We start from the raw sequence: 5,051 nt of genomic DNA on the forward strand, positions 1-5,051 counted from the left end.
GGCCAGTACAGTTTCCCCGGTTCAAGGACCTCGGCCCCATGATCGCCGCCTGGCTGGTGAGCATCGGCGGTTGAAAACGTGGCCGAGGACGCGTGCGCTGGCCAGCATGGTGATCCGGCCGCCGTCGAGCGTGATGGCCTGGGTGCCGAGGTACCGTTCGACGTTGCCGCGCAGCGTTCCGTCCGGGTCGCCCAGGTGGTCGGCGGCGGAGAATCTGGCCAGCGGGGCGAGCCAGCGCGGCAGCGCGGGGAGGGCGTCGACGTCGACGTACCAGCTGTAGCTGCGGTAGGTGAAGGCGTTGCGCAGCGGGGTGCGCCGCACGTGAGCGATGGAGGTGCGGTAGATGGCTGCGTTGCTGCTCATGCGCCCTCCAGGGCAGCTGTCTGCAGTTCGGGTGCCTGCAGTTCGGAAATAGCGGCAGGCTCCCACTCGCGTCCCAGCCTGGCCGCGGCACGGACGCCGGACAGGGCACCGTCCTCGTGGAAACCCCAGCCGTGGTACGCGCCGGCGAACGCCAGGCTGTCGTCGCCCAGGCCCTGGATCTGCTGCTGGGCACGCAGCGAGGCCGGGGTGTATTGCGGGTGTTCGTAGACCATGCGCTCCAAAACGGTGCCGTCGCCGATCAGCTCCGACTCGCCGAGGCTGACGATGTAGCGCTTGCCGTCCGCTGGTTCCAGCCGCTGCAGCCGGGTCATGTCGTAGCTGACCAGGACCCGGTCCGGGCGGGCGTCGCAGGAGGGCAGCCGGTAGTTCCAGGAGGCCTTGGCGTTCTCGCTGGCGGGCAATACGGCATCATCGCGGTGGAAGACGGTGTGGTTGACCGAGTACGGCATGCCGGCCAGAGCGTCCCGCTCGGCGGGCGAGGCGTCCTCCAGCATCCGCAGCGCCTGCGCCGGGTGGGTGGCGATCACGACGGCGTCGAAGTATTCGGTGCTCTCGTTTCCTGCCCCATGCTTTCCGGTGCGCTGCTGGGTGGTGATCTCCACCCCGCCGGCGGCGCGGCGGACGCGGGTCACCGGGCTGGACAGCCGGATATCCGGCAGCGTCGCGGCGAGCTTGTCCACGTAGCTGCGCGAGCCGCCGGTGACCGTGCGCCACTGCGGGGAACCCTTGACCCCCAGGAGTCCGTGGTGGCCCAGGAAGGTGAAGAGGTAGCGTGCCGGGTAGGCCAGCGCGGTGGTCGGGTCGCAGGACCAGACGGCGCTCACCACCGGGGTCATGAAGTGCACGATGAAGTAGCTGCTGAATTTCTCGCGGTCCAGGAACTCGCCGAGCGTCAGCTCGGCAGCCGGGGTACCCGCCGTCGTCCTTCCCCTGCGGGGCTTTGCCCCGGCGGCGCCGGCTTCGGCGGCGTCCGCTTCGGCGGCGTCCGCTTCGGCGAGCAGGGCGCGGGCCCGGCGGTAGAACCGGGTGACCTCCAGCAGCATCAGCAGGTAGCGGCCGCGCAGCAAGGTGGAGACATTGGGAATGATGCCGCGCGCACCGGCCCGGGCCCCGGCGTATTCCAGCCCGCAGCCGTCGCAGCGGATGGACATGCTCATTTCCGAGTCCTGGGTCTGCACGCCCAGTTCCTTGAAGAGCCGCAGCAGCGTCGGGTAGGTCCGTTCGTTGTGCACGATGAAGCCGGTGTCCACACCCAACATGGAGCCGTCCGCTTGGGGAACGTCGTGGGTGTGGGCGTGGCCGCCGAGGCGTGCATCCGCCTCGAACACCGTCACCTGGTCACGCCGGTTCAGGATGTAGGCGGCGGTGAGTCCGGCCACCCCGCTTCCAATCACGGCAACGCGCCGTCCTTCCGGGATGCCTGCTGCTTGCTGCACTGGTCTGCTCCTGTTGCTTCGCCTGAATTGTCCGGATGAATCTTCTTAGGGGCAATTCGTCACCGCTCGGCATCCGGATGAGTGCGATTTTCCGCCAGCTGCCAGAAACCAATGTGCCAGAATGAAGCGGGATTCCGCTCCCGCCTCACCGTAACCACCGAAGGGCAGCCGTTGATCAACCCCGTGCACCTCCGAACGCTGGTGGAAGTGGTCCGGCTGGGCTCGTTCGCGGCTGCCGCCACACGGCTGGGCTACACGGCCTCCGCGGTGTCGCAGCAGATGTCCGCCCTGGAACGGGACACCGGGGTGGGCTTGTTCCAGCGCTCGGCCCGCAGTATCCATCCCACGGACGCCGCCGTCGTGATGACCCGGCACGCGGCCAAGGTCCTCACCGATATCGACGCGCTGATGGCGGCGGCCGCCCGCACCCGGGACAGCGCCGGCCAGGAGCTCCGGCTGGGCATCTTCCCGTCCCTGGCCACCTACGTCCTCCCCCGGATCCTGCAGAACCCGGCGTGGAAGAACCTGGGCATCGAGCTGCGAGTCTCCGTGGCCGAGCCGGGCCAGACCATCCAGGGCCTGCGCACCGGCGGCGAGCTCGACGTCGCCCTCGTGTACCAGGTGGGGCAGTCCGGGCTCGCCTGGCCGCATACCGTCAACCGGCAGTGGATCGGCGACGACGACTTCCGGGTGGTGCTGCCCGCTGGCTGGGGCATCGGCCCGGAGTCCAAGGTGGCCGCCGACCACCTGTCCGAGATGCCCTGGATCATGCACCACCCCGGAACCTCCGACGCCACCGTGATCGAACGGCTCTTCGCCAGCTGCAACCTGCACCCGCGCGTAGTGGCCTACAGCGACGACTTCCACGCCAGCCTGGAAATGGCCGCCGCCGGACTCGGCGCGGCGCTGGTCCCCGAACTGGCCCTGCTGCACCGGCCCGCGGGCGTGGTGGTGCTGGACGTCCCCGAGATCCGGCTGGCCCGCAACGTGTTCGCCCTGCTGCCCAAGGAACAGCAGACAGCGCAGGTCCAGCTGTTCGTGGAACTGCTGTCCGACACGCTCCACAAGCTCGGCACCACGCGCCGGGACTGAAGTCCAGGGCTGCGCCGGCTCGGGCTGCGCGGCCGCGTGCTGGCCGGGTGCGCTACCGCTTGCCGCGCTTCGGCTTCTTCCCGGGCGGCGCCACGAGGGTGCTGATGATCCGGTGTTTGGCCTTGGTGTAGGGCGGGTAGATCAGCGCCAGAGTCTCGGGCCAGAGCGGCTTGGACAGGGTGGCGCGTTCGTGCGAGAAAGTCCGGAGCGAATGCTCGCCGTGGTAGGCGCCCATGCCGCTGCCGCCCACTCCGCCGAATGGCAGCCCGGGCACTGTCAGGTGCGCGGCCGGGACGTCGAAGCATAGCGCCCCGGAGGAGGTCTGTTCGGAGAACGCGCGGCGGGTGTCGGCGTCGTCGCTGAACACGTAGAGGGCCAGCGGCTTGGCCCCGGCGTTGATCATCCGGATCGCCTCGTCCCGGCCGCTGACCGGGACCAAGGGCAGCAGCGGACCGAAGATCTCCTCGCCCATCACGGCGTCGCCGGGGGCAGGCCGGAGCAGGGTCGGGGCGAAATGCCGGCTGGCGGCGTCGCGCTCGCCACCGTGGACCACGGTGCTCCCGTCCGCGAGCGCCGCGAGCCGGTCGAAGTGCCGGTCATTGACGATCCGGCCGTAGGAGTCGCTGCGCGCCGAATCCGGCCCGAACAGCGCCGCGATGGCCTTGACCAGCTCGCGTTCCAGCGGCACCAGCACGTCCTCGGTGGCGAGGATGTAGTCCGGTGCCACGCAGGTCTGCCCGGCGTTCATGAACCGGCCCCAGGCCAGCCGCTTGGCCGCCTTGGCCAAGTCCGTGGAGGCGTCGACGTAGGCCGGGGATTTGCCGCCCAGCTCCAGGGTCACCGGGGTCAGGTCCTCGGCGGCAGCGCGCAGCACCACCTTGGCGGCCACCTCCCCGCCGGTGAAGAAGATGTGGTCAAAGCGCATCGCCAGCAGCTCGGTGGTCTCGGGGATCCCGCCCTCAATGACCTCCGCCGCCCCCGGCAGGTATTCCGGGACCCAGCGGGCCAGGGCGGCGGACGTGGCGGGGGCGTGTTCGCTGGGTTTGAGCACCACGGTGTTGCCGGCGGCCAGGGCTCCGGCCAGCGGCGCCAGCAGCAACTGCAGCGGGTAGTTCCACGGTCCGATCACCAGCACCACACCCAGCGGGGTGAGTTCGGTCCAGGCCTTCGCCGGCTGCACAGCCAGCGGCACGGACACCGGCCGGGGACGGAGCCAGGCTTCAAGGTGCTTCTCCAGGTGCGCGGCTTCCGCGGTGACGAACCCGATTTCCGTCAGCTGCGCCTCCGTTTCGTGCTTCCCCAGATCGCTGGCCAGCGCCGCGGCGAACTCCCGGCGGCGGTCCACCAGCATCCGCCGCAGGCTGCCGAGCCGCTCCAGCCGCCAGGCCAGCGGGCGGGTGGTTCCGCTGTCAAACACTTCGCGGGCACGGGCGACGGCGGCGGCAACAGTTTGCATCCGATCAATGTACCGGGCGCCCGGCGTGCCCGGGGGCCGGTATCGGATAAATGCCGGGAATGCTGGAAGGTGCCTGTCTTGAGGACTATGTTGAAGATATGAGCAAGGTAGCGAGCCAGCACTTTGGACAGATCGAGCTCAACCACGGCCGTGACCATAATTTCGCCGCTAAACACGAACTGGCGGGCCAGACCCTGGAACTTGACCTGACCGTGAACGCGCACGACCACTTCGACGAGGCGGCGCTGCACAAGGTCGATTACCGGCTGCGCTTCCTGCCCGAGGTGGTCGACCAGGTCCGCGAAATGATCGCCGAGGAGCTGGAGCAGGAAGGCACCAGCCCGCAGGAATACCTGCGCTTCCACTGCAACGCGCTGAAGCCCGAGACGCTGCGTCAGATCTTCGGGGTGCAAGATCGGTCCCAGCTCACCACGCAGGTCTTCCTGAAGGCCCTGAAGCTCGGCCATGTGGGCATCTTCCCCGGCCAGCCGGAGCGCTACTTCGTCCTCGATTTCACCCTCGGCGCGCACTTCACCGACGAGGTGCTGGTGGCCTCCGCGGACGAGGACGGCGTCGTCGACGACGAGATCGTCTGGGAATCCTGAATCGAGTGCTCCGTAGCGGCCCTTTTGAGGGGTCAAAAGGGCGGTTACTCAGCAGTGGATGGATAGAACGTACGACGC

General features: G+C 68.9%; 5 protein-coding genes. 2 read left to right on the top strand and 3 right to left on the bottom strand.

What is annotated here, in order from left to right; translation table 11 throughout:
* Positions 1 to 21 precede the first annotated feature (21 nt).
* Entirely contained in the window at positions 22 to 363 is a 342-nt protein-coding gene (locus AB4Y86_RS11885; protein ID WP_441402432.1) for a DUF1365 family protein, read from the bottom strand.
* Complete coding sequence (locus AB4Y86_RS11890; RefSeq protein WP_441402433.1) at positions 360 to 1,820, bottom strand: NAD(P)/FAD-dependent oxidoreductase; 1,461 nt, start codon at positions 1,818 to 1,820, stop codon at positions 360 to 362. The genes AB4Y86_RS11885 and AB4Y86_RS11890 overlap by 4 nt, the downstream gene beginning before the upstream one ends.
* 171 nt (positions 1,821 to 1,991) lie before the next feature.
* Here AB4Y86_RS11890 and AB4Y86_RS11895 point away from each other — a divergent pair, with 171 nt between their 5' ends.
* Positions 1,992 to 2,912 carry a LysR family transcriptional regulator gene (locus tag AB4Y86_RS11895; protein ID WP_441402436.1) on the top strand — a complete coding sequence of 307 codons (921 nt, stop codon included), beginning with the start codon at positions 1,992 to 1,994 and terminating at the stop codon, positions 2,910 to 2,912.
* Positions 2,913 to 2,964: 52 nt separating this feature from the next.
* On the opposite strand, the gene AB4Y86_RS11900 is transcribed toward AB4Y86_RS11895, so the two are convergent.
* Positions 2,965 to 4,368 (bottom strand): aldehyde dehydrogenase family protein, encoded by a 1,404-nt coding sequence (locus tag AB4Y86_RS11900; protein ID WP_441402434.1) that lies wholly within the window; start codon positions 4,366 to 4,368, stop codon positions 2,965 to 2,967.
* Positions 4,369 to 4,466: 98 nt separating this feature from the next.
* On the opposite strand from AB4Y86_RS11900, the gene AB4Y86_RS11905 reads away from it, so the two are divergent.
* Positions 4,467 to 4,973, top strand: a complete 507-nt coding sequence (locus AB4Y86_RS11905) for a DUF2004 domain-containing protein (protein WP_441402435.1) — start codon at positions 4,467 to 4,469, stop codon at positions 4,971 to 4,973.
* Positions 4,974 to 5,051 lie beyond the last annotated feature (78 nt).

Origin of the sequence: Arthrobacter sp. 2YAF22_2 (assembly GCF_052114645.1) — a bacterium.
In the GTDB taxonomy this organism is placed as follows: Bacteria; Actinomycetota; Actinomycetes; order Actinomycetales; family Micrococcaceae; genus Arthrobacter.